Origin of the sequence: Pseudomonas fluorescens (genome assembly GCF_902497625.1) — a bacterium.
GTDB lineage: Bacteria > Pseudomonadota > Gammaproteobacteria > Pseudomonadales > Pseudomonadaceae > Aquipseudomonas > Aquipseudomonas fluorescens_BQ.
In genome coordinates, this window is record NZ_CABVGX010000094.1 from 1 (window position 1) to 2,980 (window position 2,980).

The following is a 2,980-nucleotide window of genomic DNA, read 5'->3' on the forward strand; positions in this document are numbered from 1 at the left end:
AGCCGGTCGCAGGCTGCGCCAGCTGCTACAAGTTGTGAGGTCAGCCCCGGATTGAAGACACATTCTGAAAGCATGCCGTCCAGACTTTAGAACAGGTACGATACCCGCCTGATTTTCCAGTCTTGCTATCGGAGTTGCCCATGAGCGCCGTCAATCGCGCAGCGGTGGAAGCCGTCCTTCGCCAATACACCGACCCTTATCTCAACGCGGACCCGGTCAGCGCCGGGTGCGTGCGCAACATCGACATCCTGGGTGACCACGTCAGCGTCCAAATCGAATTGGGCTATGCCGCCGGACTGTTCAAGAGTGGCTGGTCGCAGATGCTGCAGATGGCACTCGAAGGCCTGGACGGCGTGACCAACGCCCGCGTCGACATCACCAGCGTGATCGCTGCGCACAAGGCTCAGGCGCAGATTCCGGGCCTGGCCAACGTCAAGAACGTGGTGGCCGTGGCCTCGGGCAAGGGCGGCGTAGGCAAGTCGACCACCGCCGCGAACCTGGCCCTCGCACTCGCTCGTGAAGGCGCCAAAGTCGGCATTCTCGACGCGGATATTTACGGCCCGAGCCAGGGCATCATGTTCGGTATTCCCGAAGGCACCCGCCCGCAGGTCAAGGATCAGAAGTGGTTCGTGCCGATTGTGTCCCATGGCGTCGAGGTGATGTCGATGGCCTTCCTCACCGACGACAACACGCCGATGGTCTGGCGCGGACCAATGGTCTCCGGCGCGCTGCTGCAACTGGTCACGCAGACCGCGTGGGGCGATCTGGATTACCTGGTCATCGATATGCCGCCAGGCACCGGCGACATCCAGCTGACCCTGGCGCAGAAGGTCCCGGTGGCCGGCGCAGTGATCGTCACAACCCCGCAAGACCTCGCGCTGCTGGACGCGCGCAAGGGTGTGGAAATGTTCCGCAAGGTCAACATTCCGGTGTTGGGCGTGGTGGAAAACATGGCCGTGCACATTTGCTCAAATTGTGGGCATGCCGAGCATCTGTTTGGCGAAGGTGGCGGGGTGAAGCTGGCCGACCAGTATGGCGTCGAACTGCTGGCCTCGTTGCCGCTGGCGATGGCCATTCGCGAGCAGGCCGATGGCGGTAAACCAACGGTGATCGCCGAGCCGGACAGCCCTGTCGCCATGGTTTACCAGGAACTCGCGCGGCATGTCGGCGCGCGAATTGTGTTGCAGGAAGCAGCGTCGCCGGCGATGCCCAATATCACCATCAGCGACGATTGATTTACAGAAAGTATCGCAGCCTCCTCATGTAGCAGCTGCTACACAGCGAAGCCTCGTGTTCGACGATGGCTACACAGCGAAGTGATGGTTTTGCGTTAAATCCGCAACCCGCCGTCCATCTCCAGAATGCGCCCGGTGTAATAGTCGTTCTCGAAAATGTACGCTGCCGAATGGGCGATTTCCTCGGGTTTGCCCATGCGCTTGAGCGGTATTCCGGCAGTCATTTTCTCCAGCGCTTCCGGCTTCATGCCGAGCGTCATCTCTGTTTCGATAAAGCCCGGCGCAATGCCCGCGACGCGGATGCCGTAGCGCGCCAGCTCCTTGGCCCAGGTCACGGTCGCCGCCGCGACGCCGGCCTTGGCGGCAGAGTAGTTGGTCTGGCCGACGTTGCCGGCGCGCGAGATCGAGGAGATATTGATGATCGCGCCGCTGTTCTTCAGCTCGACCATTTTCGCCGCGACTTCACGGGTGCAGAGGAACACGCCGGTCAGGTTGACGTCGATGACCGCTTGCCATTGCGCCAGGCTCATCTTGGTCATTTCGCCATCCTTGACCTTCAGCAGCAGGCTGTCGCGCAAGATGCCCGCGTTGTTGATCAGGCCATGGATCGCGCCGAAATCTTCGGCCACCCGAGCGACCATGTGCGTCACCTGATCTTCATTGGCGACGTTGCACAAATAGGCGCGGGCTTCGACGCCCTTGGCTTTGCACGCGGCGACCGTATCGTCGAGCTTTTCCTGGTTGAGATCGACCAGTGCAAGCTTCGCGCCTTTGCCGGCGAAATACTCGGCCATCGAGCGGCCTAAACCCTGGCAACCGCCGGTGATAATGATTACTTTGTCAGTGAGTTGCATTCGCATGCCCCGGTAGCCGTTTTGGAGTGGTCTTCTTATTAGAGAGGCTCTCGATCTGCACCGGCATAGGCCTGGTTGCACGAGAAATTGCCCAAAGGGCGTAGCGGAACTTGTCCGCGGAGCCTGTCCGTTTTTTCGACGGATTCTAGATAAGGAGTCATAAATTGAGCGTTGAAGCGGCCAAGAATGCCCGAGAATTACTTCTCAAGGAATACCGCGGAGTGCTTTCGACACACTCGAAAGCAATGCCTGGTTTTCCCTTCGGTTCGGTCGTTCCGTACTGCCTGGATGGGCAGGGGCGCCCTCTGATCCTGATCAGCCGCATTGCCCAGCACACCCACAACCTGCAGAAAGATCCAAAATGCTCACTGTTTGTGGGCGAGCGCGGAGCAGAAGACGTACAAGCGGTCGGTCGCCTGACTTACCTAGCAGAGGCGCAAAAACTTGAAGACAATTGCGCCATCGACGCTGCTGCCGATCGCTACTACCGCTATTTCCCCGAGTCGCAGAATTATCACCAGGCCCATGATTTCGATTTCTGGGTACTCGAGCCCGTGCGTCATCGCTACATCGGCGGCTTTGGCGCTATTCACTGGATCGATCAACTGACACTGGCAAACCCTTTCGCCGGCAAGGCCGAAATCAGCATGGTCGAGCACATGAATACCGACCACGCCAAAGCCATTGCCCACTATGTCGAACTGGCCGGATTGCCGAAGACCGAACCGGCATTGTTAGCCGGTATTGACACTGAAGGGATGCACCTGCGAATCGGTCAGGCCCTCTACTGGCTGCCGTTTCAAGCACCATGTAATACGCCGACACAAGTGCGCGAAGCCTTGGTTTTTCTGGCTCATGCCGAGCATTGGCCGAAAAATGAAGTGGCCGATG

The 2,980-nt window shown here is 59.2% G+C and carries 3 protein-coding genes; 2 read left to right on the forward strand and 1 reads right to left on the reverse strand.

Translation table 11 applies throughout. The features are described 5' to 3' along the window. The first annotated feature begins 140 nt into the window (after positions 1–140). A complete protein-coding gene (gene apbC / locus F8N12_RS27175) occupies positions 141–1,235 on the forward strand; it encodes an iron-sulfur cluster carrier protein ApbC (RefSeq protein ID WP_150581750.1) in 1,095 nt (364 codons plus the stop codon). A 95-nt stretch (positions 1,236–1,330) separates the two neighbouring features. Here the strand turns inward: apbC and F8N12_RS27180 are convergent, their stop codons facing one another. Next, a complete protein-coding gene (locus F8N12_RS27180; protein ID WP_150581751.1) occupies positions 1,331–2,089 on the reverse strand; it encodes an SDR family oxidoreductase in 759 nt (252 codons plus the stop codon). A gap of 164 nt (positions 2,090–2,253) precedes the next feature. Here F8N12_RS27180 and F8N12_RS27185 point away from each other — a divergent pair. Continuing rightward, positions 2,254–2,980 (forward strand): HugZ family protein (locus F8N12_RS27185; protein WP_150583113.1); only part of this gene is annotated, 727 nt, incomplete at its 3' end.